The organism is Paenibacillus tritici, assembly GCF_018207515.1.
Lineage (GTDB): Bacteria > Bacillota > Bacilli > Paenibacillales > Paenibacillaceae > Paenibacillus_AQ > Paenibacillus_AQ tritici.
The window spans coordinates 5,887,382-5,912,659 of record NZ_CP073365.1 but is presented as its reverse complement, the minus strand read 5'-3'; the positions used below and the strand labels follow the sequence as shown (position 1 = coordinate 5,912,659).

Annotated in this window: 21 protein-coding genes; 17 read left to right on the top strand and 4 right to left on the bottom strand. The window is 51.8% G+C overall.

Features of this window, described 5'->3' with window-relative positions; all coding sequences use genetic code 11:
- Positions 1–155 precede the first annotated feature (155 nt).
- The gene (locus KDC22_RS25415) at positions 156–1,109 is read right to left on the bottom strand and encodes a sugar kinase (protein WP_211720787.1); all 954 of its coding nucleotides are present in this window, start codon (positions 1,107–1,109) and stop codon (positions 156–158) included.
- A gap of 341 nt (positions 1,110–1,450) precedes the next feature.
- Here KDC22_RS25415 and KDC22_RS25410 point away from each other — a divergent pair, with 341 nt between their 5' ends.
- From KDC22_RS25410 to holA, 5 genes are all read left to right on the top strand, one after another.
- A complete protein-coding gene (locus KDC22_RS25410; protein ID WP_173128473.1) occupies positions 1,451–2,092 on the top strand; it encodes a bifunctional 2-keto-4-hydroxyglutarate aldolase/2-keto-3-deoxy-6-phosphogluconate aldolase in 642 nt (213 codons plus the stop codon).
- 548 nt (positions 2,093–2,640) lie between these two features.
- Positions 2,641–2,901 (top strand): hypothetical protein, encoded by a 261-nt coding sequence (locus KDC22_RS25405; protein ID WP_211720786.1) that lies wholly within the window; start codon positions 2,641–2,643, stop codon positions 2,899–2,901.
- 191 nt (positions 2,902–3,092) lie between these two features.
- Entirely contained in the window at positions 3,093–3,644 is a 552-nt protein-coding gene (locus KDC22_RS25400) for an RNA polymerase sigma factor (RefSeq protein WP_068724820.1), read from the top strand.
- Positions 3,641–4,891, top strand: a complete 1,251-nt coding sequence (locus KDC22_RS25395; protein WP_211720785.1) for an anti-sigma factor family protein — start codon at positions 3,641–3,643, stop codon at positions 4,889–4,891. The genes KDC22_RS25400 and KDC22_RS25395 overlap by 4 nt, the downstream gene beginning before the upstream one ends.
- 286 nt (positions 4,892–5,177) lie before the next feature.
- Positions 5,178–6,197, top strand: a complete 1,020-nt coding sequence (gene holA / locus KDC22_RS25390) for a DNA polymerase III subunit delta (RefSeq protein ID WP_173128464.1) — start codon at positions 5,178–5,180, stop codon at positions 6,195–6,197.
- A 181-nt stretch (positions 6,198–6,378) separates the two neighbouring features.
- Here holA and rpsT read toward each other — a convergent pair whose 3' ends face one another.
- Entirely contained in the window at positions 6,379–6,651 is a 273-nt protein-coding gene (gene rpsT, locus KDC22_RS25385; protein WP_039309591.1) for a 30S ribosomal protein S20, read from the bottom strand.
- Positions 6,652–6,831: 180 nt separating this feature from the next.
- Between rpsT and gpr the strand changes: the two genes are divergently transcribed.
- From gpr to KDC22_RS25355, 6 genes are all read left to right on the top strand, one after another.
- Positions 6,832–7,842 (top strand): GPR endopeptidase, encoded by a 1,011-nt coding sequence (gene gpr / locus KDC22_RS25380; protein WP_173128461.1) that lies wholly within the window; start codon positions 6,832–6,834, stop codon positions 7,840–7,842.
- Positions 7,843–8,011: 169 nt separating this feature from the next.
- Complete coding sequence (locus KDC22_RS25375; RefSeq protein ID WP_211720784.1) at positions 8,012–9,379, top strand: stage II sporulation protein P; 1,368 nt, start codon at positions 8,012–8,014, stop codon at positions 9,377–9,379.
- 34 nt (positions 9,380–9,413) lie between these two features.
- Positions 9,414–9,926 (top strand): hypothetical protein, encoded by a 513-nt coding sequence (locus KDC22_RS25370; protein ID WP_211720783.1) that lies wholly within the window; start codon positions 9,414–9,416, stop codon positions 9,924–9,926.
- Positions 9,927–10,054: 128 nt separating this feature from the next.
- Positions 10,055–11,866: a translation elongation factor 4 gene (lepA, locus tag KDC22_RS25365; RefSeq protein WP_173128452.1), complete on the top strand. Its 1,812-nt coding sequence runs from the start codon at positions 10,055–10,057 to the stop codon at positions 11,864–11,866.
- A gap of 172 nt (positions 11,867–12,038) precedes the next feature.
- A complete protein-coding gene (gene hemW / locus KDC22_RS25360) occupies positions 12,039–13,211 on the top strand; it encodes a radical SAM family heme chaperone HemW (protein WP_211720782.1) in 1,173 nt (390 codons plus the stop codon).
- A gap of 74 nt (positions 13,212–13,285) precedes the next feature.
- Positions 13,286–13,795, top strand: coding sequence for an N-acetyltransferase (locus KDC22_RS25355; protein WP_173128446.1), 510 nt, complete (start codon positions 13,286–13,288; stop codon positions 13,793–13,795).
- A 100-nt stretch (positions 13,796–13,895) separates the two neighbouring features.
- On the opposite strand, the gene KDC22_RS25350 is transcribed toward KDC22_RS25355, so the two are convergent.
- Entirely contained in the window at positions 13,896–14,561 is a 666-nt protein-coding gene (locus KDC22_RS25350; protein ID WP_211720781.1) for a hypothetical protein, read from the bottom strand.
- A 261-nt stretch (positions 14,562–14,822) separates the two neighbouring features.
- Here KDC22_RS25350 and hrcA point away from each other — a divergent pair, with 261 nt between their 5' ends.
- The 5 genes from hrcA (at position 14,823) to KDC22_RS25325 (ending at position 20,200) form a co-directional block, all read left to right on the top strand.
- Complete coding sequence (gene hrcA, locus KDC22_RS25345; RefSeq protein WP_173128439.1) at positions 14,823–15,854, top strand: heat-inducible transcriptional repressor HrcA; 1,032 nt, start codon at positions 14,823–14,825, stop codon at positions 15,852–15,854.
- Positions 15,855–15,903: 49 nt separating this feature from the next.
- Positions 15,904–16,491, top strand: coding sequence for a nucleotide exchange factor GrpE (grpE, locus tag KDC22_RS25340; protein ID WP_246552972.1), 588 nt, complete (start codon positions 15,904–15,906; stop codon positions 16,489–16,491).
- 109 nt (positions 16,492–16,600) lie between these two features.
- Entirely contained in the window at positions 16,601–18,448 is a 1,848-nt protein-coding gene (gene dnaK / locus KDC22_RS25335; protein WP_173128436.1) for a molecular chaperone DnaK, read from the top strand.
- A gap of 119 nt (positions 18,449–18,567) precedes the next feature.
- Positions 18,568–19,692 carry a molecular chaperone DnaJ gene (gene dnaJ, locus KDC22_RS25330; protein ID WP_211720780.1) on the top strand — a complete coding sequence of 375 codons (1,125 nt, stop codon included), beginning with the start codon at positions 18,568–18,570 and terminating at the stop codon, positions 19,690–19,692.
- A 46-nt stretch (positions 19,693–19,738) separates the two neighbouring features.
- On the top strand, positions 19,739–20,200 hold the full coding sequence (locus KDC22_RS25325) for a hypothetical protein (protein WP_211720779.1): 462 nt from the start codon (positions 19,739–19,741) through the stop codon (positions 20,198–20,200).
- A 99-nt stretch (positions 20,201–20,299) separates the two neighbouring features.
- Here the strand turns inward: KDC22_RS25325 and KDC22_RS33820 are convergent, their stop codons facing one another.
- On the bottom strand, positions 20,300–24,436 hold the full coding sequence (locus KDC22_RS33820; RefSeq protein ID WP_281424936.1) for a S8 family serine peptidase: 4,137 nt from the start codon (positions 24,434–24,436) through the stop codon (positions 20,300–20,302).
- 472 nt (positions 24,437–24,908) lie between these two features.
- Here KDC22_RS33820 and KDC22_RS25315 point away from each other — a divergent pair, with 472 nt between their 5' ends.
- Positions 24,909–25,268, top strand: coding sequence for a hypothetical protein (locus KDC22_RS25315; RefSeq protein ID WP_211720777.1), 360 nt, complete (start codon positions 24,909–24,911; stop codon positions 25,266–25,268).
- Positions 25,269–25,278: the final 10 nt, after the last annotated feature.

Genomic DNA, 25,278 nt, shown 5'->3' with positions numbered 1-25,278 from the left:
GTTTGTTATTCGATCTGCATACCAAAAGGACCGCTCTCCAAGCCGTAAGGCTTCATGTGGCGGTCCTTATTTGTGAACAAGCTATCCAAGGGGGCTGAGAAGCTAAGGATGGATAGCAGCTAGGCTCCTTTGCAGCACTCGTAAGCCTCCTTACATTACACGCCTGCGTTCATGAAAGCTTCCAGCTCGCTGCGGGTCGGAAGTCCGTCCATATCGCCAGGCGACATTACGGCGAGTGCGCCAATCGCATTGCCGCGCTTGACGGATTCGGCTACGCTGAGCTTCTCCAGCATGGCGCTGATGACGCCAACCGCGAAGCCGTCTCCGGCACCAACAGTATCCACAACCTGCTCTACCTTGAAGCCGTCCACATAACCCTCTTCACCAGCAGAGGTTTTGTAGTATGCACCCTCAGGACCGAGCTTGATCACTACAAGCGATACGCCGCGCTCCAGATAGAACCCGGCAATCTCCTCCGGCGTCTCAAGGCCGGTGAGGATCTTGCCTTCGCTGTGTCCGGGCAGGAACCAGTCGCAGCGGGTTGCCAGATCATTGATTGTGTTGATCATGGTTTCGGTGTCCGGCCAGAGGACCGGGCGAAGATTGGGGTCAAACGACACGGTTGCGCCGCGCTGCTTCATGAATTCCATGGCATGAAGTGAGAACTCGTGACAGGAAACCGAGAGTGCAGCAGAGATGCTGGTCACATGCAAATGGCCTGCGGAAGCGAAGTATTCCTCATTGAAGTCGGCCAGGCTCAGCTTGGAGGCGGCGGAATTTTTGCGGAAATATTCAACCTTGGGATCTCCGGTCAGCACCTTGGATTTGATCAGCATACCTGTGGGGAATTCCGGGGTGGTTGTGATGCTGGCGGTATCAATCTTCTCCTTGTTCAGCGCCGAGACGATGAATTGACCGAAGTTGTCTTCGCCCAGCTTGGTCACATAACCGGTCAGATGCTTAAGGCGCGATAGTCCGGTCGCAACATTGCTCTCTGCACCTGCCAGCGCCTTGGAGAAAGAAGTGACCTCATGTAAGGGGCCGGCTTCATTGGCGTAGAACATGGCCATCGGCTCTCCGAATGTAACTGCATCCAGTTGTTTGCTCATCAATAGTTCCTCCTAAAATGAAACCGTTATTATGGTGTGGAATAGAATATAAGTTGAAATTATCACATAAAACGGTTTTGTACAATATAGCATTGCTCATCCAGCGGGATAATTTGGGTCGGGAAATGAGCGTGAAAGTCCGTAGAACGTTGATACATAAGTGTTTTTTTCGTAGTTTTGAAGAAGAATGCTTCTGCGCGGATAAATATATATTGACTGATGGCGACATTATTATTACTATTTTCTTAGAGGGATACTGCCTGATGTTAGTAAATTAGATAAATTAGTTTATCTAAATTAATATTCTTACTTGAAATATAACCAGAGAGGGAGTTTCTACCATGAAAAAAATTAAAGTATTGCAGAATATCACATCTGTCGGCGTAGTAGCCGTTATCCGTGCGGACAATGCGGATGATGCCTATGCAATGTCGGTAGCCTGTATAGAGGGCGGACTGAACAATATAGAAGTTACCTTTACGACTCCGGGTGCAGAAGTAGCGATCAAGCGCCTCGTTGCCGAATATGGGGGCCGCGCTGTGATTGGTGCCGGTACTGTGCTTGACCCGCTTACGGCAAGAATCGCTATTCTGGCAGGCTCGGAATTTGTGGTCAGCCCGTCTTTTGAAGAAGATACGGCCAAGATGTGTAATCTGTACGGCATACCGTATATGCCAGGCTGCATGACGCTGAATGAAATGAAGGAAGCTCTGAAGCTGGGCGTGGATGTGCTGAAGCTGTTCCCTGGCAGTGCGTTCGGACCGGATTATGTCAAGGCTGTCAAAGGCCCTATGCCGCACGTGAACATTATGCCTACCGGCGGCGTGGATCTGAACAATATGGAGAAATGGATCAATAACGGCTGCATCGCTGTCGGCATCGGCGGCAACCTGACCGCACCGGCCAAGGAAGGCCGTTATGACCAGATCACGGAGCTGGCTGCGCAGTATGTAGCGAAGTTCAAGGAGATCAAAGGCCTGTAACTTAACTTAGAACTGAGCCGGACTCGTTCGCAGGTCTGGAGATTCATTCTATAATAGGAATGTCTTGCCTTATGGGCAGGGCATTTTTTGTTGAAACGGTACCATCCATTAAAAGGACGGCAAAGCCGTTTCTACTTGCCTGTTCGTGAGAGCTAAGGGAGCGGGCAGTAGTTGGATTTTCTACACTTGCTGATGAATGGAAGAACTCTGTTGGGACAGCAGTTGGATAAACGGCACTTAATCTCTCATAATTTATGCTGAAGGGGCAAAATCAATAACAGTAGGTGCTCTTTTTCCACTTGTTTGCCTATCATGCTCGGAAATCAGGAAACTAAGATACGTTTCTCCACTTGCTTGTTGCCGGTGGGCGGTGTCTCCTACAGTATCTCACGGGTTGCTGTTTCTCACCGTTGGACGAGCCTGCAGGCGGAGGAGATAGTCAGCGGGTGTAAATGATGGAAATGCTGATGATCAGGGCAATACTTAGCTATAGGGATGGTGCATAAGCGCCTGCCGATATTTGAGAAGTTGACCTGAAAGGTGATGCCATGACCGGCGATGAGCTTCGCAGCAAGCTGTACCCGACACTGATAATGGAAGAAGCCGATTATGTGGGAATCAGAACTGCAGTGCATGGCTGCAGGGTGAGCGCAGGAGCGATTTATCAACTGCACCGTAACTATAATCATCCGCAACTTTTTGAGCAGGGGGAAGTATATGTGCTTGATGATGATTCCAGAGAGAATTATGCGGTGCTCCTGCTGTGTGCCACAACATTATATACATTGAAGGAGCCGTCTTCTTCGTAGCCTGGTCTGGTACGGAGCGGACGGCTTGTCATGTCATTTCTGTAACTAACTTCTATAAAAAGAGTATTTGAATGATTGCAGCATCCCTTGTATGCTTAGTAGGGATTGTGGACTATAAAAAAATGATTACAGCTTGCAACAAATTCGCAGTCTTGCGCGTCAGTAAGATTGCATAGAGAGGGGGAACCTTCGTGGTGGAGCAGGGACTCATCAGAGCCGCTCAAGCGGGCGATCGCGACGCTCTAATCACCCTATTGCGCGAAATTGAAGGGCATGTATATAAGACGGCCTTCTATATTCTGCATAATGAACAGGATGCTCTGGATGCCTCCCAGGAAGCGTTGATCCGGGTGTACACCAAGATCGGCTCCTATGAGGAGAAGGCTCAGTTCAAAACATGGGTTCAGCGGATAGTAACAAACATATGTATTGACAAATTCCGGAGAACGAAGCCTACAGTTTCTATTGATGAACACGAAATGGTGTTCCAGGATAATAAACATAACGTAGAGCGCGAAGTGATGTCGGGTTATCTGGCGGAGGATATCCGTGAGGCCATTGACCAGCTTCCGGAGCATCACAGGACCGTGATCGTGCTTCGCTATTTGCAGGATTTTTCTTACAACGAGATCGCAGATTGTCTGGATCTGCCTTTGAACACGGTGAAATCCTACCTGTTCCGGGCGCGGCAGCAACTGCAGAATAGACTTCAGGAGTATCAGAAAGGTGGTGTGTCAGGATGAAGTGCGCGGAGGTGATGGAATGGATGCACCGCTATTTAGATCATGATCTCAGTCAGGAAGAAATGCTTGAAATGTTCCGTCATATCGACGATTGTCCTTCCTGCGCGGAAGTCTTGGACCGGCTGACGATGCTCTCCGAGCAGCTTGAACAGCTTCCGGAGGTGAAGCCGCCGTTCAGTCTGGTCGACTCTATCCTGCCTCAGCTGGAGCAGCTGGACCGGGGTGTCCGGGAAGAGCCTGCTGTGATGGAGCCGGAAGATCCCAAGGTTATTCCCTTTACACGTTCAAGCACCCGCGAGAAGACGCCCAAGGGCGGTTCCCTGGCTAAGCGGACAGGCATAGGTGCTGCTGCGGCAGCGGTGATTCTGCTCTTTGCCATACTCAAAATGCCGGAGAGTATACCGGGTGCGGACATGAACATGGCTTATGATAAAAACAGCAATGAGGCGGCAAGCTCCAGCCTGAGAACGGGGAGCGCAGAGAATTCAGCTCCGGCTGCCGGACAGGCGGACAGCGGCGGCAGCGGGGATGTCAGCTCCATGGATCAGGTAATGCCGAGTGATTCTGCGGACGTTAATCTGAAGAATACACCGCCTGCCCCCAGTGAGAATGCTGACACAGCGGCAGGAGCCGTTAGCGGTCCTGCCATGAGCAAGGAGCCTGTTGTAACAGAAGCTCCTCCGCTACACAAAAGTACGGCTACTTCGCCTCCGGCGGACAGCCCCCGGAGCAGCGGTCAGGCGAATACTCAGTCCGCAGGCCCCAAGAGTACGATTCTGAGTACACCGGGGCAAGAGATTGCTTCGGATGACAAGCCGGCTGCAGATGCCCGGATAGCGCCGACTCCAACCCCTGCAGAGCCGGAGGCGTTTAACCTGATGGCTGCCGAGACTTCATGGCCTTCTCCGGACGGGCGCTACACCGCAGAGCTGGCCGGCAAGCAGGTGGTAATCTACAGCTCGCCCGCAGAGGGGACAGGAGAACGCGTGGCGCTGACCTCTCTTCCTGTAGAGGGGGATTGGGTCTCCGGTGAGTGGTCGGGAGATGGCAGCCAGTTCACCTATGTGTCGCAGCTTCAGGATGGCACGCAAGCAACGAAGGTGTACACCGTTCCGGCAGAGCTCAGCGCACCGGTACCAACACCAACACCAACACCGGTACCTTCTACTTCTCCGGAGGCTTCCGCCGTCCCTTCCCCGGATTCCAGCCCGGCTGTGACGCCGGATGCGGCAACATCCACAAAATAGGCGATAACCGGAACTATTTATGGACCTGGTGAATATGCTAAGGTAGGAGAACAAGAACTACAGGATCCTGCGAGTATCGTCGGTATGACCGGCGGCACGGAGAGTTTCTAGAGCTTCTCCCTCCGTCGTTTATATAGATGCGCCGCTTAAACGGAGCAACTTTGGCCCTGGCTGCCGAGGTTGCTCCGTTTTTGTGTGCTATGTTTTCAGATGTTTTTTTGTTAAAATGTACGAATGTATGTGTTGTATACCGACCAGGCAAGAAACAAGAAAAGGAAGTGGCGGGATGGATGCCAAAACGGCGGCCAAAGACATCAAACAAGGGAAGGTCTCTCCGCTGTACCTGCTGTATGGCAGTGAGAAATTCCGGATGAATGAATTCACGGCCATGCTGGAGGAACACCTGATAGCCAAAGAAGACCGCGATTTCGCGGTGATCCCCTTCGATCTCTCCGAAACTCCGGTGCAGGCGGTCATAGAAGAAGCGGAGACGGTTCCGTTCATGGTCGAGCGCAAGCTGCTGCTGGTGCGGGATGCGGCCCTGTTCACGGCAGGCAAGGAGAAGGTTAAGCTTGAACATAATGTAGAGATGCTGAGTGAGTACATGCAGCACCCTGCCGAATTCAGTGTGATTGTATTTATGGTGAACGGCGACAAGCTGGATGAGCGGAAGAAAATTGTTAAAAGCATCAAAACCGCCGGTACAGTGCTGGCGTTCAATCCCCTGGGTGCGGAGGAGCTGCTGCGCTGGGTGGAGAAGGGCTTCCGCGAACGCGGCTGCTCGATTGCTCCCGGGACAGCCGAGGCTCTGATCGCAAGCAGCGGGACCGGGCTTCAGGGCTTGTCGGCAGAGATGGATAAGCTATGCCTGTTCGCCGGTACAGGCGGGCGGGTGGATGCAGCAGCCGTGGAGAGCCTGGTCCACCGGGGGACGGAGCAGAACATCTTTACGCTGGTCGAGGATATTGCGAATCTGCGTCTCGATAAGGCGCTAAATACGCTCTATGAGCTGCTGAAGCAGCGCGAGGAGCCGATCAAGATTGCCTCGCTGATTACCCGGCAGTTCAGAATTATTCTGCAGGTCAAGGATTTGTCTGCCCTCAGCTACTCCCAGGGGCAGATTGCCTCCCAGCTCGGACTGCATCCGTACGCGGTTAAGCTTGCCGGGGAGCAGGCCCATAAGTTCGGAAGCCAGCGTCTGCGGCAGATTCTCAGTATTCTGGCCGATCTGGATTATCAGATGAAGACGGGAGCAGTCGATAAGGTGCTGGGGCTGGAGCTGTTTATGCTGCGCCTTGGAGCCTGAGCTGTCTCAGTTTATACGATTAGCCAAAGAGCCTGTCCATCCCGTGATACATATGGGTGGACAGGCTTTTTAAAGTTGCACCTAAATTCAAATAATGCTGTTAACAAACATAAAAAAACCTAACCGTATGCAGCATAGCGGTCAGGTTCTTCAATTGCTCGTTATGATTGTCGCCCTTGGCTTAGGCTTGAGCCTTAAGAGCGTTCAATTTCTTAGCCAAGCGGGATTTTTTGCGGGCAGCCGCATTTTTATGAACCAGGCCTTTAGTTACAGCCTTGTCCAGCTTTTTGGAAGCCGCTTGGAAAGCAGCGTGAGCAGTTTCAACTTCCGTACCTGTCAGTGCTACATCAGCAGTTTTCACAGCTGTACGAAGCGCGGACTTCTGGGAAGCGTTCAGAGCACGGCGTTTCTCGATCGTCTTGACGCGTTTAACCGCGGATTTGATATTTGGCATTGCATTCACCTCCTGAAAGACATTCGAAATCAACAAATGATTCACAACTTAAAATAGTTTAGCATGAAGAGTAGCAAAAAGCAACAGAAAAAGCATTGGAATTCCCTCGCAGCGGTTTGTATAAACAGAGGCTTTCTCTCGCACACTATCAGCAATATGCAAAAGGAGGCTGGACTAATAATGGAACTGGATCTTCAGCTGTATTCGGTACGTACGGATTTGGCGGTGGAAGCGAAGGAAATGGCAGAGCGGCACTCCAATGCGCCGATACCTGGCGTTAATGAAGAAGTGGAAGAAGCCGATGGCATCAAGGTTACCAGACTTTCTGTAGCAGACCCTGCCGGTTCTCAGGCTATCGGACGGGCTATCGGCAATTACGTGACTCTTGAGGTGCCTGCGCTGCGCGGAGGGGACACCGGTCTGCAGCAGAAGGTCTCCATTGTGTTTGCCCGTGAATTCGAGCAGTTCCTGGTCAAAATCGGCATCGGCCGTGATTCCAAGGTGCTGATCGTGGGCCTCGGCAACTGGAATGTGACGCCAGACTCGCTGGGGCCGCTGGTCGTGGAGAATGCGCTGATTACCCGGCAGTTCTATGAGCTGATGCCCGATCAGATCTCGCCCGGTTACCGGAATGTGAGTGCGATAGCTCCCGGAGTGCTTGGGCTGACAGGGGTTGAATCGAGTGAGGTCGTTCAGGGGATTGTGGACCGGACCCGCCCGGATGTCATTATTGCCATTGATGCGCTGGCTTCCCGTTCGCTGGAAAGAATTAATACAACGATCCAAATTGCCGATATCGGCATTCACCCCGGCTCAGGCATCGGGAACAAGCGCAGGGGGCTGACCAAGGAAGTGCTGGGCGTTCCCTGCATCGCGATTGGCGTCCCCACGGTCTGCTATGCTTCCACGATCGTCAATAACGTACTGGAGATGATGAGCAGACATTTCGGACAAATGGCTGACGGAGGCGCCCACACCAAAGAGATTATGGGACTGCTTGATGATATCTCCGAGCATGAGCGGCTGGCCCTGGTGAAGGAAGTGCTCGAACCTCTGGGGCATGACCTGATTGTTACCCCCAAGGAGATTGATGAATTTATTGAAGATATCGCCAATATTGTGGCAAGCGGCCTCAACGCTGCACTGCATGAAGCTGTAGATCCGGGCAATGTCGGAGCCTACACTCACTAATTGGCTTCAGAACAGGCCCGCACCGACTGCCGCAAGGCAGTAGTGGTTGCGGGTCTATTTCTACTTCTCGCCGAAACTGTCTCTCATTCTGTAGTTCTAGCATAACTCTTCCGCTCATAGATTTGGAGTATGAGAGATTACAGAGGGCTTAGAGGAGGACATAACAATCATGAACAGAAAATGGTTTCAGCTATGGAATATTGGGCGGCTGCGCGGACGGCTGATGGATATTCTGTCGCTGGGAAGGACGATGCTGCTGCTGGCCGGAGGTTCACTTGTGTTTTTCATGCTGCTTGGAGCCGGCGGGTTAGCCGGGCAGAAGCTGAACTCTTCACCTATTCCGTCTATGAAGGGGCTGGCCGCCTCGCTCTCCAGCGGGTTCTTCATGGAACTGCTGGGCATGGAGGTTCCCCATCTGCCGCAGGGCAAGGAGCCTTCGGCCTTCTCGGGGGACAAGGTGACCTCCTTCGTATTCCGGCTGCTGACCAGCGTCGATCCGGGTGACCCGAAGAGTCTGGTCTCGCGTGAAATGCCCGGACTTGCTGCAGATGATCCCTTCCTGCTGCGGGAAGGCTCAGGAGGGAGCACGGGGGCGCCTGCCGATTATCATCCCGGGGGAGATGAATTGGCGGCCGGGGAAGAGCCGGGTACAAGCGCCGATCCGGGGGCAGAGACGGGAACCGATACGGGCAACGGCGAAGGCCATCCAGGTGGAGAGGTTACGCCGCCGGAGGCCTCGCCTGCCCCGGATTCACCCGGAGAGGATGTGGACCAGGGTTATTCCGGGAGCGGTGATCCGGAGAACCGGACCGGAGATACCTCTATTAAGCGTATTCTTGTCTATCATTCTCATCCCCGGGAGGCGTATAACCCGCTGCTTGGCGCACAGAGTGATAATCCCAGCTCTGCCGTCCCTTCCAAGAATGTAATGCTGGTGGGGTCCTATATTGCCAAGAGACTGGAAGAACGCGGGATCGGGACGGTTCATGCACAGGAGGATTATGCCACGGAGGTACCGGGCTACAACTGGAACTTCTCCTATAAATATTCACGGATGACTGTGAAATCGGCAATGGCAACCCATGATAGCATGAGCGAGCTGATTGATATCCACCGGGATTCACAGCGGCACGGCAAAACAACCGCACAAATCAACGGCAAAAATTACGCCCAGGTGTACTTCATTTTGGGTCATGCGAATAAAAACTGGAAACAAAACGAGGCCTTCGCCAACAAGATCCATCAGCTGCTGGAGAAAAATTATCCTGGGATCTCCCGTGGCATATGGGGGAAATCCTCCGGAAACGGGAATAATGGGGAATATAACCAGACGTTATCCCCGAACAGTGTACTGATTGAGGTCGGCGGAATCGACAACAGTGCCGATGAGCTGAAGCGGACAGCGGATATTCTGGCGGATGCGATTGCTGATGTGTATTGGGACAGCCGGGATGCGGAGAAGGCGGCAGCGCCTGAACAGGGCCAGGTTCAACTGGAAGGTACTGATGCGAAGACACCTGCAGGCGGGGCTTCCTGAGCGGATAACATTATATTGAAAAGGAGCGGGGCATATGACGCGGTTCGGTAAAAAGCTGGTAGTGATCGGGATATGGGCGGGAGTGGGGCTGCTGATCGGCTTGCAGTTCGGCGGCAGCGGCGGTTCGGGAATCTCCGGCATGCTGCCGGACTGGAGCAAGCCGGCCGGGAATACGGCAGCAGTCAGGCAGCTTCCGGCGGGCCAGAACGGCACGGCTGGAGCTGCGTCCGTTCCGGCCGCCGGTACGGCTCCGAATGGACAGGCTTATGTATACGTGCCGGTGGCCATTGATCCGGCAACGGGTGCTTATACCGCACTGCCGGTACAGCAGCCGGCAGCAGATCAGGGGAAGACTGCCGGTTCGGGCAGTCTCCCACAGCAGGAAGTGAAGGACTATTCTACCCTTAGTCCGGAACAAATTCTGCTTCCGGAGGAGCAGAAGCCCACGGTGGATGTGCTGGCGGATAAGACAGCCGGTCTGCTGCAGCAGGCCTCGCAGAAGGGCATCCGCTGGGTGGTCTCACTCTTCGATTCATCGGAAGAGTGAGCCGGGGCGGCGGAATTTCCGGCCGTCCCGGCAGTTTCTTTCTTTTCCAGGAGCCGGCGGGATTGATGGGTGAAGCCCGTACTGTTATAATAAGTGGATTAACATTAGGCTGTCTGTGGGGGTAAGGAATGACTGACGTTCAGAAACGACAACAACAAATCCGCAATTTCTCGATTATTGCACATATAGACCATGGCAAATCGACACTGGCTGACCGCATTCTGGAGTATACGGGTGCGCTCACTTCGCGTGAAATGCAGGAGCAGGTACTTGATCAAATGGATCTGGAGCGCGAGCGCGGCATCACCATCAAGCTGCAGGCCGTCCGCCTGACTTATCGTGCCGATGACGGACAGGATTATTATCTGAATTTGATTGACACACCGGGGCATGTCGATTTCACCTATGAGGTATCCCGCAGTCTTGCGGCCTGCGAAGGCGCATTGCTGGTTGTGGATGCAGCGCAGGGGATTGAGGCCCAGACTCTGGCTAACGTGTATCTGGCTCTGGATAACAATCTGGAGATTCTTCCGGTACTCAACAAGATTGATCTCCCGAATGCCGATCCCGACCGGGTGAAGCAGGAGATTGAAGATGTCATCGGGCTGGATGCGAGTGATGCGGTTCTGGCTTCGGCCAAAGCAGGCATCGGCATCAAGGAGATTCTTGAGCAGGTCGTGAAGCAGGTTCCCGCGCCGACAGGCAACTCGGAAGAGCCGCTGAAGGCGCTGATCTTCGACTCCCATTATGATCCGTACAAGGGCGTTATTGTCTACGTCCGCGTAATCGACGGCAGTATCCGGGCCGGTTCCAAGATCAGAATGATGGCCACCGACAAAACCTTTGAGGTAATAGAGGTCGGGGCCTTCATGCCGCGTATGACCATTGTTAATGAGCTGAATATCGGCGATGTCGGTTTCATTGTGGCCGGGATCAAGCATGTAGGCGACACCCGTGTCGGGGATACGGTGACGGATGCCAAGCGTCCGACCGCTGAGCCGCTGCCGGGCTACCGCAGAATTAATCCGATGGTCTACTGCGGTCTCTATCCGATTGAGACTTCCGATTATAACGATCTTCGTGAAGCGCTGGAGAAGCTGCAGTTGAATGATGCTTCCCTGAGCTTCGAACCGGAAAGCTCCAGTGCCCTGGGCTTCGGCTTCCGTTGCGGCTTCCTTGGACTGCTGCATATGGAGATCATTCAGGAACGGATTGAGCGCGAGTTCAATCTGCCGCTGATCACTACAGCGCCGAGCGTTATCTACCGGATTAAGCTGACCAACGGAGAGACGATTCAGATTGACAATCCGTCGCATTATCCGGAGATCGGGACGATTGATTTCATTGAAGAACCGTATGTGAAGGCGGGTATCATTGTACCTAACGACTTCGTGGGTACCGTTATGGAGCTCTGCCAGAACAAACGCGGCGAATTCGTTAACATGGAATATCTTGATACGAACCGCGTAACGATTACGTATGAGATTCCGCTGTCCGAAATCGTCTACGACTTCTTCGATCAGTTGAAATCCGGCACTAAGGGTTATGCTTCCTACGATTACGAAATCTCCGGCTACCGCCAGTCTAACCTGGTGAAGATGGACATTCTGCTGAATAATGAGCAGGTGGATGCGTTGTCCTTCATCGTTCACCGCGACCGGGCGTATAACCGCGGACGGGTCATCTGTGAGAAGCTGCGCGGCATTATCCCGCGCCAGATGTTCGAGGTGCCAATCCAGGCATCTGTCGGCACGAAGGTTGTAGCGCGTGAGACCGTTAAGGCCATGCGCAAGAACGTGCTCGCCAAATGCTACGGCGGCGATATCTCGCGTAAGCGGAAGCTGCTGGAGAAGCAGAAGGAAGGCAAGAAGCGCATGAAGCAGGTCGGCAGCGTTGAGGTGCCGCAGGAAGCGTTCATGGCCGTGCTTCAGATTGAATAGCCGGGTATAAGCTCCCTTAGCTTATGGCTAAGATTATAGTTCAATATATCGCTCTATTTCTCACAGAAACGGTTGCCGTCCTAAGCAGGGCGGTGCAGCCGTTTCTTCTTGCTTTTCAGCAGCAGTGGCTGCGGCAAGCTTATACATTAATAATGGAATAAAGGAGACTGCTATGAACACAACGAACAATGGCCGTCCCCCTGAGGCTGTATATATTCATATCCCGTTCTGCACGAATAAGTGCTTCTACTGTGATTTCAATTCTTATGTGCTGAAGGACCAGCCGGTGATGGATTATCTCTATGCGCTCGACCGTGAGATGGAAATGACCGTGAAGCACACGCCTCCGGGGGTGATCAAGACTATATTTGTCGGCGGGGGTACGCCTACTGTACTGAAGCCGGATGAGATGGCGTATTTCCTCCAGTCGGTCCGCAGGCATTTCCCGCAGTGGGACGAGAATATTGAGTTCTCTATGGAAGCTAACCCCGGCACTACCGATATTGATAAGCTAAGAGTCATGAAGGAAGGCGGGGTCAACCGGGTCAGCTTCGGGGTGCAGGCCTTCCAGAACGAGCTGCTGAGCGGAATCGGCCGGATTCATGATGTGAATGACGTATACCGCAGTCTGGAGAATGCCCGTGCGGTCGGGCTTGATAACCTGTCTCTGGATCTGATGTTCGGCTTGCCGAACCAGACAGTGGATATGCTGAGAGAGAGCATCACCAAGGCGCTGGAGCTGGATCTTCCCCATTATTCCATCTACAGCCTGAAGGTGGAGGAGAATACGCTGTTCCATACCCTGTTCAACAAAAACAAGCTTCCGCTGCCGAATGAAGAGGATGAGCTGGCGATGTATCTGCTGCTTATGTCTACCATGGAGGCTGCGGGGTATACGCAATATGAGATCAGTAATTTTGCCAAGCCGGGGCTGGAGAGCCGCCACAACATCACGTACTGGCGCAATGAGGATTATTATGGCCTTGGCGCAGGAGCGCACGGGTATGTGGGCCGGCAGCGGCACATGAATATCAAGGGTGTGAATCCGTATATTGAGGCTTCGCGCAGCGGGCTGCCGCGTCTGGACAGCTTTGAGATCTCCGAGCAGGAGGCAATGGAGGATTTCATGATGGTTGGCCTGCGGATGCGCGAAGGGGTATCGGATGCGGACTTCCGCTCACAATTCGGGAAGCCGCTGGAGGAAGTTTTTGCCGGCCCGCTGCATAAAATGCTTAAGGCGGGGCTGCTGGAGCAGGCCGGGGACACCTATCGTCTGAGCAAGCAGGGCATCCTGTTCGGGAACGATGTTTTTGGCGAATTTGTCGGTGCTTTGACAGAGGTTTAATTTTGAAATACCTCTTGAATTGTAATTCACTCTGTTGTATATTTATTCATATTAACAATGAGGGGTGAGTCAAAGTGCTTGTCAAAACAGATGGGTTCCGCCAGGAATCTGCTGCGGGAGAGCAGCAGGTGATATGCAGAAATGCTACGGTGGAGGATGTTGAGCCGCTGTATCTGATGATAGAGGAGTATGCTAAGCAAGGGATTATGCTGCCCCGTTCAAGGCAAGCACTGACCCGCCAGATCGACCAGTTCGTCATTGCTGAAATCGGCGGCAAATTTGTCGGCTGCGGTTCCTTGTTCCGGCTGGGAAGCGACCTTGTTGAGGTACGGTCGATTGGTCTGAACGATGCAGGCAAGGGCAGGGGCGTAGGCTCGATCATTCTGGAGAAGCTGACGGAAGAAGCCAGACGCCAGAAAATTCCGAAGATTATGGCGCTGACCTATGCGGTGGATTTTTTCCTCAGAAACGGCTTCGATGTGGTAGAGAAGGAGATTTTCCCCGAGAAGGTCTGGACCGATTGTGTGAACTGCAAGAAGCAGCATGCCTGCGATGAGATCGCGGTGCTGAAGAGATTGGACTAATCCGGCGGGCACCCGCCCCCGGTAAATTATATAATAAGAAACCACTGTCTTTCCCGGGAGCGGATGCTTTAAGGGGAACAGTGGTTTTTTGATGAATAGGTTATTGTGCATAGATAAGCTTGCGCTGCTGCTCTACCAGTTCGGCAAGCTCCGGTGTGGCATATGCGGAAGGCAGGAAGGATGGGAACATTGTATTATAGGTAATTCTTACGGCAGACCCGTCCTTCATTTCGATCTCCATCCAGTACTTGTCGCCTACCCAGCTCTTGGTCTGCTTGGACAGCTCCTCGAACGGGAGGTATTCCAGCTTGGGGAACTCTCGGATGAACACGGCGTTGGCCTCCGGGGTGAAGTCCATCAGGTCAGACCCGTCATTGCCGCTGATGAAGCGGACGGTTTGTATTTTGCCGGCGACATCCAGCAGATCGTTAAGGGTTCTGGCAGCAGGATTGTTGCTTGCTACATATAGCCTGTCCCCCGCCCAGAGTCTCGCCGATGTCTTATAACCCTTCACTTCATACAGCTCCGTCCCCACCGCAAGATTGGTAGCATCGCCATCCTGGAGCCCCGGCCGGGGACACTCATGTTTGGATTTGCTATAGGTGATTGTGCCGATGGCCTTGCCTTTCGCAAGCGGGCTGGGATCGGGACCGGTCTGATCAGCATACAGGATGCCGTCCCACTGCAGGATGGATACATAATCCGCATCGACACCGATGCACTTGCTCTGTAATATCTTATGGGTGCAGCCCGTAAGGATTAGCATAGTTAAAAGGACTGCGGATATAGCCGAGCCCCCTGTTTTCATTATACGCATCTCATCACTCCCTGATTATTGGACGCCATCATCCAGGAAATGGTTGCGGTTATTTATGCGAAATAATGTTTTGACTGAAATAGGCGCAGGTTAGGGCGCTGAATGACTTGACAATGCTGAGGTCAGTTTGGTATTTTTGTATTAGTGGTTAGCACTCATCTCGTTAGAGTGCTAACGAATCGGAGCCACAGCCGGATAGGAGGGAATAACATGTTAACTGAACGCCAGAGAATGATACTGAATGCAATTGTCGATGATTATATTTCTTCTGCTGAGCCGGTAGGCTCGCGCAGTATCTCGAAACGCGGGGATGTGGGCTACAGTCCTGCCACGATCCGCAACGAAATGGCCGATCTGGAGGATCTGGGTTACCTGGAACAACCTCATACTTCGGCAGGGAGAATCCCGTCCCATAAGGGCTACCGCTATTATGTGGATCATCTGGTACCGTGGAATTCCGCCGAAACGGCCGAACTGGGCACGATCCGCGCTTTTTTCGCAGAGAAGCTGAATGCTACGGAGCAGGTCATCCAACATGCGGCAATGATTCTTTCCAATATGACGAATTATACTTCCATCCTGCTTGGACCGGAGGTTTTTCATACTTCATTGCGCCATTTCCAGCTGCTTCCGCTCGATGACAAGACCGCTGTGGCGATTATCGTTACAAGCACCGGGCAGGTAGAGAACAAGACCGTAAGCCTTCCTCCCGGGATATCAGTATCCGAGATGGAGAAGGTCGTGAATCTGCTGAACAGCAAGCTGGTCAATGTACCGCTCTACAAGCTGAAGAGTCAGCTCTATTCCGAGCTGGGTGAAGAAATGCAGCGTCACATCTCCCACTATGAAGAATTAATGCAGGTGCTGGATACGGCACTTGAGAGCGACCATGAACAGCGTATCTACCTAAGCGGAGCTACGAATATGCTCACCCAGCCGGAGTTCAAGGACGTCGATAAGGTGAAGACTATTCTGGATCTGCTGGAAGAGACACCTACCCTGCTCAAAATGCTTACCCCGGCCAGCGGCGGAACAGGAATGCAAGTGCGCATTGGTACAGAGAATAAGCATGAGGCCTTCGCCAACTGCAGTCTGATCACCGCAACGTATTCACTCGACGGCAAGCCGCTGGGAAGCATCGGTATCCTGGGCCCGACCCGAATGGAGTACGCGCGTGTCATGGGTATTCTGGGGATTCTATCCCGGGATTTGACAGCGATGCTGGCACACTGGTATAAGTGAACAGAGTGTAATTGTTCATCGTGAATGATACTAAGGAGGTGAAGACAACTTGAAAGAGGAAGAGGTTCAAGAAATGAATGAGAAGAATGATCCTAAGGTGAATGAGAACCAGGCGGCCGATGAGGCTGAAGCTGGAGCAGACAGCGGCTCATTTACGGCTGAAGAGGCCGGCGAGGCGGCTTCAGACAATGAGGAATACAGAAGGCTGCAGGAGCTTGCAGATGAACATCAGGCGCGTACCTTGCGTGTGCAGGCTGATTTCGATAACTTCCGCCGCCGGACCCAGAAAGAAAAGGAAGAGCTGGCGCAATATGCGACCTCGAAGCTCGTAACCGAATTACTTCCGGTCATGGATAATTTTGAACGCGCATTGGCTACTCCGGCGGCAGGTGCCGATTCCGAGGCGTTTATCAAAGGCGTGAATATGATTTTCCGCCAGCTGGAGGGAGTCCTGAAGTCTGAAGGACTGGAAGCCATGGAAGTGGTAGGACAGCCTTTTAACCCTGAATATCATCAGGCGATCATGCAGGTGGAGAGCGAGGAGTACGGGGAAGGTATCGTGACGGAAGAAGTCCAGAAGGGCTATCTCCTGAAAGATAAAGTTCTTCGTCCGGCCATGGTCAAAGTCAGCATGTAGTTCTGTTCTATATAAGGCAAGACTGCAAGATATGGCGAAGCACAATTCTACTATAATATAAATGGCTGAAGCCCCGGGCTTCACATTATTTCTGAGGAGGCAAATTACAGTGAGTAAAGTTATCGGTATTGACCTTGGAACCACGAACTCTTGCGTTGCCGTTATGGAAGGCGGCGAAGCCGTCGTTATCCCGAATCCGGAAGGTGCGCGTACAACCCCATCTGTTGTAGGCTTCAAGAAAGACGGCGAGCGCATCGTCGGTGAAACAGCGAAACGCCAGGCGATTACGAACCCTGACCGTACCATCGCTTCCATCAAGCGTCACATGGGTACAGGCCACAAAGAAAGCATTGACGGCAAAGACTACTCTGCACAGGAAATTTCGGCAATGATTCTCCAGAAGCTGAAATCCGATGCTGAAGCCTATCTGGGCCAGACAGTAACCCAGGCCGTTATTACGGTTCCTGCATATTTTAATGACAGTCAGCGTCAAGCTACCAAGGATGCGGGCAAAATTGCCGGCCTTGAAGTGCTGCGTATTGTCAACGAGCCAACGGCAGCCGCACTTGCTTACGGTCTGGAGAAATCCGAAGACCAGACGATCCTGGTCTATGACCTTGGCGGCGGTACGTTCGACGTATCGATTCTTGAACTGGGCGACGGCTTCTTTGAAGTTAAGGCTACCAGCGGTGACAACCGTCTGGGCGGTGATGATTTTGACCAATTGGTTATGGATTATCTGGTGTCTGAATTCAAGAAAGAGCAAGGCATTGACCTGAGCAAGGACAAAGCAGCGGTACAACGTCTGAAGGATGCTGCGGAAAAGGCTAAAAAAGAGCTGTCCGGCGTACTGACTACTACAGTGTCGCTTCCGTTCATTACGGTGGTAGACGGAGTTCCTCAGCACTTGGAGATCAACCTGACCCGTGCCAAATTCGACGAGCTGACAGCAAGCCTGGTAGAGCGTACACTGGGACCTACCCGTCAAGCGCTGAGCGATGCCGGTATGACGCCTGCTGATCTGAACAGAATCGTACTGGTCGGCGGCTCCACACGTATTCCTGCGGTACAGGATGCAATCAAGAAGCTTACAGGCAAAGATCCGCACAAAGGCGTTAACCCGGATGAAGTTGTAGCCCTTGGTGCTGCTGTTCAAGCTGGCGTACTGACCGGTGATGTAAAAGACGTAGTGCTCCTCGACGTAACTCCGCTGTCCCTGGGGATTGAAACTGCAGGCGGCGTATTCACGAAGATGATTGAGCGTAACACTACCATCCCTACAAGCAAATCGCAGGTATTCTCGACCTTCGCTGATAACCAGCCAAGCGTTGAAATCCACGTATTGCAGGGTGAGCGCCAGATGGCGAACGGCAACAAGACGCTGGGACGCTTCATGCTGAACGAGATTCCACCGGCACCGCGCGGCGTACCGCAGATCGAAGTTACCTTCGATATTGACGCCAACGGTATCGTTAACGTATCCGCTACAGACAAAGGCACTAACAAGAGCCAGAAGATCACCATCACTTCCTCCAGCGGCCTGAGTGATGCCGAAGTGGAACAGATGATGAAGGATGCCGAGCTGCACGCTGAGGAAGACCGCAAGCGTAAAGAACTGGTCGAAGCGAAGAACGGCGCTGACCAGCTCGTCTACTCCACGGACAAAGTCATCAAAGACCTTGGAGACAAGGTTGATGCTTCTGAGATTGACAAGGCCAATGAAGCTAAGGATAAGCTGAAGGCTGCACTTGAAACTGACAACCTGGAAGAGATCAATGCCGCTACAGAGGCGTTGAACGAGATCGTACAGCAATTGTCCGTGAAGCTGTATGAGCAGGCTGCACAGGCAGAGCAAGGCGCTGAAGGCGGCCAGGGAGCTTCTGAAGGCAACGCCAAGAAAGACAACGTGGTAGATGCGGATTACGAAGTGGTTGACGATGAGAAGAATCAAGGGTAACCTTGAACGATAAGTTCTATTTTGGACAGAAGGGAAGGTCAAGACCGGGTCATCCCGTGTTTTGACTTTCCTTTTACCTTGTAAATAGGGATAATTGACGATGTGCGGAGGTGAAAGCAGTGGCAGATAAACGTGATTATTATGAGATTCTGGGCCTCGGCAGAGATGCATCAGAGGATGAAGTGAAGAAGGCGTACCGCAAGCTGGCGCGCCAGTATCACCCGGATGTGAATAAGGCCAGCGATGCTGAGGCTAAGTTCAAAGAAGTGAAGGAAGCTTATGACGTCCTCAGCGATGGACAGCAGCGGGCACGTTATGACCAATATGGACATATTGACCCTAATCAGGGGATGGGCGGCGGCTTTGGCGGCGGTGGCGGAGATTTCGGCGGTCTTGGCGATATCTTCGATATGTTCTTCGGCGGCGGCGGACGGCGTGATCCGAATGCACCGCAGCGCGGCGGCGATTTGCAGTATACGATGACCATTGAGTTCAAGGAAGCGGTGTTCGGCAAAGAGACCGATATTACCATTCCGCGCACGGAGACCTGCGATACCTGCTTCGGCTCCGGTGCCAAGCCGGGCACGAAGCCGGAGACCTGTTCGGTATGCCACGGCAGCGGACAACAGGAATTCGTGCAGAATACACCGCTTGGACAGATGCGTAACCGCCGTCCCTGCTCACACTGCAGCGGCACAGGCAAGATCATCAAAGAGAAATGCACCACCTGCGCAGGTCAGGGTAAGGTTAAGAAGCAACGCAAGATTCATGTGCGTATCCCTGCCGGTGTCGATGACGGCGCACAGCTGCGCATGACCGGTGAAGGCGAAGGCGGCACACGCGGCGGCCCGGCCGGAGATCTGTACATTGTGATCCGCGTGAAGAACCATGACTTCTTCGAACGCGAGAACGATGATATTATGTGCGAGGTTCCCTTAACGTTCGCTCAGGCGGCGCTCGGTGACGAGATTGAGATCCCTACCCTGACGGAAAAAGTGAAGCTCAAGATTCCGGCGGGCACCCAGACCGGAACCTTCTTCCGCCTTAAAGGCAAGGGCGTTCCTCATCTGCGCGGCAACGGCGTCGGCGATCAGCATGTCCGCGTCATTGTGGTCACGCCAAGCAAGCTCAGCGATGAGCAGAAGGACCTGCTCCGCCAGTTCGCCTCCTACAATGGAGAGAACACGCATGAACAGGAGCAGTCCTTCTTCGACCGCGTGAAGCGGGCGTTCCGCGGGGACTGAAAGATAACGGATTCTATAGTGTAACAACGAGAGTAAGCCCCCAATCTTGGAAGAGGAGATTGGGGGCTTTTTGCTAATAACGAATAAGGAGGGAGCCATGAATAAAAGAGTGGAAGAAATCATTGCTTCACTTGATGCTATCAGCATTGAAATAGTAGTGCCACTTAGAAAAAAAGTTGTTAATAAAACTGCATTCAGCGAGCTATTTGGATTAATGGGTGAATTGGAGAATTTACTTACTCATGAAAAGTGGATACAGAAAGATTTAGTGGAGATATTATTTCACATATATACCCAATTGGATATGCAGATTGGTTATGTTAAGGAGGAAGAAGTTAAAAATGAATTCACTGCTTATCTTACTAAAATGAGAAGCAAGATGAGAGAAGTCCTTGGCAAGAGGGTACAACAAAATGTGAAGGAAATCTCAGTCAAAGATATTATGGAAAATTCGGACATTTCTAACCCACAAGAAATAATGGACGAATTTAAGAAATTATACGATTAGTTTTGCCTACCATCTTCATATACAATAGTAAAGCCCCTTCACTTCCTGTCCAGGAAGTGAAGGGGCTGAATGTGTTGCTGAGTCTTTGCACAGAGCGTTTTACTCGATCAATCCGCTCTTGCTCAGCAATGCGTAGAGTGCAGCGGCTGCTGTCTCGCGGGTTGCCGGAGCTTTGGGATTGAATGCAATGCCTGATTCGCTGGCGAAGATGCCGACTTTGGTCAGGGCTTGCAGACTGTCCTTGGCATAAGGGGCTACGTTGGCACTGTCAGTGTACGTAGTGAACGAAGGATTAGCGACAGCCTTCAGTTCAGTTCCTGTCAGTTTCAGCGCTCTGTCCAGAATGACAGCGAGCTCCTGACGGGTTACTTTTTGCGTTGGAGCAAACTTGCCGTTGCCAATGCCCAGGATCAGACCTGCTTTGGAAGCGGCCGCAACATCCTTGGCATACCAGTCCGATGATTTCACATCAGAGAAGGTTACGCTGGCATCGGTACGCAGACCCAGTGCACGGGTTAACAGTGCTGTGAACTCGGCACGGGTCAGATTGCTCAGCGGCGAGAAGGTCGTTGCCGAGGTGCCTTGGATAATCAGCTTGTCGGCCAGAGTCTGAATAGCGTCAGACGCTTTAGAAGAAGCGATATCCGTGAAAGCTGCTGCCGGTTTGCTTACTGCTCCATACACGGAGAAGCCCGGACGGCTTACCGTAACAATCGTTGTTCCATCTGCCTGAGGTGAGAAGACAGAAGCAACCGGGGTTACCAGTCCGTCTTTTTCAAAGAGTACGCCTGCGGTCTTCGGTTCGATCTTACCAGGTACAGTGAAGGAGCGCTTGATGAATACGTTGGTTGGAACGTTCAAGTAAGTGCTGCCTGTCGCTGTAGTCCATGAAGCTTCAAAGGATACCGGGGTTCCGATGACCTTGGCACCCGGAGTACCTGCAATCAGCTTGCCTGCTGCATCCGGCTCTTGCTTGATTACAAGCTTCAAGCTCTGGCCTGCAGGAGAAGCTGCGAGCAGGGATACCGGCAAGGATACAGCAGATCCGCCAATATTCACAATGATCGAGCTGCCAGCTTGAAGGCCGGCCAGCAATTTCAACTGATCTGCCGTCAGGCTCAATTCAGCAGCTTTGTCAGTAAGAGTGCTTACTGATATCACAACGGCTGTCTTGGTGGCAGTGGCTTTGGCCAGAGCAGCCTTCAGATCACTGTCACTAACCGTTACTGTTGTCACGCCATCCTTCGAGGAAGTTACAGGCGTTACACTTACTTGCTGAACCCCTTCTTCAACTAGGGACTTAACCGTGCCTGGAACCACAACAGGAGTCGGCGTTACCACTGTACCGCCACCTCCACCGCCGCCGCCGCCACCGCTGCCACTGTCGGAGACTGTTACAAAGCGGAATGAAGTGTAGGTGCTGTAGTATTCATCATTGTTCAAGTCAATCTTAATTGGAGTCTTTGTGTTGTCTTCAGCAGTAATTCCAAGAATCTCAAGCTTGTAAGTCCCGTCTGTAATACTTGCTACTGCGGGGTTACCGTTGGTATCCAGAATAGGGTCACCATTGTGATCATACGGATGATAAGTGGCACCTATAACTGTGGTGTAGCTGCCCGGCTCAAAGAATTTATCCGGTGAACCAGTAGTGGATACCTGGAAGGAGCCTTTCTTGATATCATCAAGGCCGACCAGATTCACTTCATAATAGTTAATATCATCTGCCTTCAGCTTGTAGTTCAGAACCGCACTTGAATTGGTGTAGACGATAGGCTGGCTCAGTACAGCTTCTTGGATGCCTGTGCCCCAGCTAGGTTGTTCTGTCGTCTTATTCACACTGATTGCAAACGGCAAGTGAAGCGTTGGCTGTCCATTTGCTTGCAGAACGATGTTGCCTTGCAGCATCTGCGGCGTAGTATCGGCTGCAACATTAACCTTCAAGTTGAAAGTGGATGCACCTTTCGCGGAGGCTGTTACCGATGATTTGTCCAGTGTTGCGGATACATGCTCGGGATCTCCATAGTTCCATTCCACGGAGGCGGAATAAGTGAGATCACTGTTGCTAGTATTCTTCAACTGCAACACTTTAGTAGCCTCAGAGCCAGGCAGCAGAATGCCGAAGCTTGTGGATGGGTTGTAGTTGATCACGTTCTGAGGGACAAAATTCTTGTCCAGAATAGAGATTGGCTCTATGGCCTGTAACAGGGCCGGAGTCTTGATTGCTTCTTCTACATTGGCGCGTCCTGGACCTTGAAGATAAAGGTCTTCCGGACTGTCTTGATACATTAACCGTTCTGCTGTATTGGCAAGCGCCGCGCGAATATCAAGTGGAGTGTATTCCGGGTGTGCCTGCTTGATCAGCAAGGACAAACCTGCCACATGAGGTGTAGCCATGCTGGTGCCGCTAATGCGATTGTATGCTTTGGAATAATCTGTTTCTGGATGACCTTTGCCATAAGCCGGCCATGTAGACAATACTCCATCACCAGGAGCAACGATGTCCGGTTTGATGCTCAGATTGCCGTCAAAGTTCGGTCCTAATGAAGAGAAATTACTCATTGTATCACCAGTTGTCATTTCATGGTTATATTCTGAACCAAAGGTGAAATATGTTGGATTATCACCATTTGCCAGAATTGCTCTGGCTAACTTGCGTCCTTTGGAGCCTTCGATGTCAAACGTAGGAATGTTCTGATATCCATTGCCTAAATTCACACCGATGAAGTCACTACGGTCTTTGTAGTCTTCGTCTAGAATAGCTTCACTCTTACCGTCTACCTTCTGGGCGTTGCCGTTGAAAATTACGATAGCTTTAGCATTATGGGCTTTTGCAATCGCAATTTTGTCTGCAAAACCCAGTTCACCACGTGATACCAAAACGATGGAACCGCTAATGTCTTCTGCAGGGTAATCTTCTTCTGCCCCAAGGTCAGCATATACAACTCGGACAGGCTTTGTGCCAATGAGAGTTGCGAAATCATCGTTTGCCAGCTCATACGCCATCATATGGAATGGGAAATAGGTATCGTAAGTAACAGAAGTTACCGAGTTTGCAATTTCTGCCTTGAATTCGCCGGAGTAAGCGTCAATAGGGCTGGTCACTGAACCTACTGAAATGCCCAATTGGGAGGCTGCCGGGGAGCCCATGGAGAAATAACCCGCTTCCCCGTTGTTCCCATTAGCAATTACAGCAGTCACTCCAGAGAGTACCGCATTATTAATCGCAATGGAGTCCGGGGAATTCACGTCCTTCTCGGAATCGGAGCCGAGCGACAGATTGATGACATCCATGCCATCCTTCACCGCACGTTCAATTCCGTCAATGACTTGAGCGGAAGATCCGGAGGAAGTATTCGGCTTCTCAAGATTGCGGCCCAATACTTTGTAGACGTGAAGTTCCGCTCCCGGAGCTACGCCCTTTTGCGCAACATCCCCTGTGGCTGCATACTGACCGATGATAGTGCCGGCTACATGCGTACCGTGGTAAGTTCCCGCATAGCCTACACCATATTCGATATCTTCTTCCGGAGTCAACGGAACTTCTTCATAAGGATCATTGTCCTGATAGAAGGAGTCATAACCGCCCTTATAAGCCGGGGCAATATCCGGGTGCGTATAGTCAACACCGGTGTCGATCACACCGACTTTCAGTCCTTCACCGTCGAGACCTTGGTCTGCTGCCCAATCAGCATGAATCTGCTTCAGGGGGGCATTGTCGTTTCTGTATGTTACTTCGCTAACCGTCTGATCAGGGAGAGCGTACCAGGTGCTGTTCGGATAGATGGAGGTAACACCTGAGAGCTTGGCCAGCTCCGGGATCTTGTCCGCCGGAACAGTGACTTCAAAGCCGTTCAGGATAGTGTCATACTTGTAATTGACGGTCAGGTCAATGCCTTTGGCTTCGGCCTGGTCAAGCACCTTCTCCTGTTGACTCTTCGCCGCAGCTTCAGTGGCCGTATTGGCGAGAGAAGTGATTCCTTGCTTGGCGGCATATTTGCCGACTGCGGCAGGCTGACCGCTGAGTTGAACGATAACCCGGACCTGATTAGAGGATTTGGTGTTAATCTGTGGAGAAATGAAAGGCTGATTCTTCTGAATCAAGGCTGGAAGATGAGTGCTGGATACCGGCGTCTGCAGGCTGCTGGCGGCGAATGCTGCGCCCGGAACTAGACTTGCAGTTACGCCTAATGATAATGTTAGTAATGATAGCTTACGAGGTAGTTTTGTCCACTCCAAATGTAATCCCCTCCACAATATGATGTTGGTTCTGGCTCACATCTCTCCTGCTTCAGACAGTAGGCGGATTCTCCTTTTCTATTAATCCGGTTTTATTCCGTCAAGATTACTAGGAAAAATATTAAGAAGATTTTACCACTGGTTATTTGTAAAATCCACACTAAATTTATAAAGTTTTGAAAACGAATTCTTTTCAATGAAATGTAATATGACATATTTCGGCTATTAAATATAAAAAAGGACTATAAAAGACAGGAATATACAAAATAAAATTATATAAAAATCGTATTTTGTCATAAATACTCACATGATTGGTATATGAGAACTAGGACTTGATTTGCAAGTCCCGGTCGTATTTGTCTCCAATTGAAGGAGCCGCTTCTTGAACAAGCGTATAAATTCCTGTCCTGAAATCCAAAATAGACTGTAACCTTTGGTGAATGTATTCCATTGTAGAAGGCGGGGAATTCCCATGTCTGAAAAAAGTATACTGGCGTACTTCAAAACCCCGGAAGAAGCGGAAGGCGTCTCCCGCAAACTGCAGGCATTGCGTGCTGAGGAGATCTCCATTGACCGGTTCAGCAGATTCGGTGGAGCCGGGCAGCAGTCGGGAGTGAATCCGGTTACCGGCAATTTGGCGAGCATGGATTCCATGACCGCGGTCAGTGACCATGCGGGCATCTTAGCGGCGGCACATACGAGCGGCAGCGGGATGAGCCACGGCGGGGACGGCGGACCGACTGGCAGAGATATCCTGCTGACAGTCATTGTGGACGCAGCCATCCACGATCAGGCTTTGTCGCTTATTGAAGAAGCCGGCGGAATGATTTGAAGATCTGACT

Excerpts from the sequence above, each read along its gene's own strand:
- KDC22_RS25415 (WP_211720787.1), bottom strand. The coding sequence starts at position 1,109 with ATGAGCAAACAACTGGATGCAGTTACATTCGGAGAGCCGATGGCCATG.
- KDC22_RS25410 (WP_173128473.1), top strand. The coding sequence starts at position 1,451 with ATGAAAAAAATTAAAGTATTGCAGAATATCACATCTGTCGGCGTAGTA.
- KDC22_RS25405 (WP_211720786.1), top strand. The coding sequence starts at position 2,641 with ATGACCGGCGATGAGCTTCGCAGCAAGCTGTACCCGACACTGATAATG.
- KDC22_RS25395 (WP_211720785.1), top strand. The coding sequence starts at position 3,641 with ATGAAGTGCGCGGAGGTGATGGAATGGATGCACCGCTATTTAGATCAT.
- holA (WP_173128464.1), top strand. The coding sequence starts at position 5,178 with ATGGATGCCAAAACGGCGGCCAAAGACATCAAACAAGGGAAGGTCTCT.
- rpsT (WP_039309591.1), bottom strand. The coding sequence starts at position 6,651 with ATGCCAAATATCAAATCCGCGGTTAAACGCGTCAAGACGATCGAGAAA.
- gpr (WP_173128461.1), top strand. The coding sequence starts at position 6,832 with ATGGAACTGGATCTTCAGCTGTATTCGGTACGTACGGATTTGGCGGTG.
- KDC22_RS25375 (WP_211720784.1), top strand. The coding sequence starts at position 8,012 with ATGAACAGAAAATGGTTTCAGCTATGGAATATTGGGCGGCTGCGCGGA.
- KDC22_RS25370 (WP_211720783.1), top strand. The coding sequence starts at position 9,414 with ATGACGCGGTTCGGTAAAAAGCTGGTAGTGATCGGGATATGGGCGGGA.
- lepA (WP_173128452.1), top strand. The coding sequence starts at position 10,055 with ATGACTGACGTTCAGAAACGACAACAACAAATCCGCAATTTCTCGATT.
- hemW (WP_211720782.1), top strand. The coding sequence starts at position 12,039 with ATGAACACAACGAACAATGGCCGTCCCCCTGAGGCTGTATATATTCAT.
- KDC22_RS25350 (WP_211720781.1), bottom strand. The coding sequence starts at position 14,561 with ATGCTAATCCTTACGGGCTGCACCCATAAGATATTACAGAGCAAGTGC.
- hrcA (WP_173128439.1), top strand. The coding sequence starts at position 14,823 with ATGTTAACTGAACGCCAGAGAATGATACTGAATGCAATTGTCGATGAT.
- KDC22_RS25315 (WP_211720777.1), top strand. The coding sequence starts at position 24,909 with ATGTCTGAAAAAAGTATACTGGCGTACTTCAAAACCCCGGAAGAAGCG.